This window comes from Tetzosporium hominis (assembly GCF_002265435.1).
In the GTDB taxonomy this organism is placed as follows: Bacteria; Bacillota; Bacilli; order Bacillales_A; family Planococcaceae; genus Chryseomicrobium; species Chryseomicrobium hominis.
Map to the genome: position 1 here is coordinate 1 of NZ_NOKQ01000335.1, position 242 is coordinate 242.

Annotated in this window: 1 pseudogene; it reads right to left on the reverse strand. The window is 47.5% G+C overall.

The annotated features are described in order from the left end of the window. Positions 1-242: pseudogene (locus CF394_RS14155) on the reverse strand (hypothetical protein); the annotation flags it as partial.

Below are 242 nucleotides of genomic sequence, written 5' to 3' on the forward strand. Positions count from 1 at the left end.
AACCCGAGCTCCTTACCCCACACATTGATTCTTTCTAAATAATGATCCAATAAATGAACCGTCTTCAGATCCTCCACGCCCCAATAGAGCTGCTGGAACAAGCTGCGTTCCAAAACGCGCTGCAAATAGGCCATTTTGTACAACGTAACCGGGTCCGTATCGAACCGGATTCCATATTTGAGCATTTCTGCGGCATATAAAGGCGCACAGCGTTCAATTACGGCATTTTCGTCGCCTCTCCA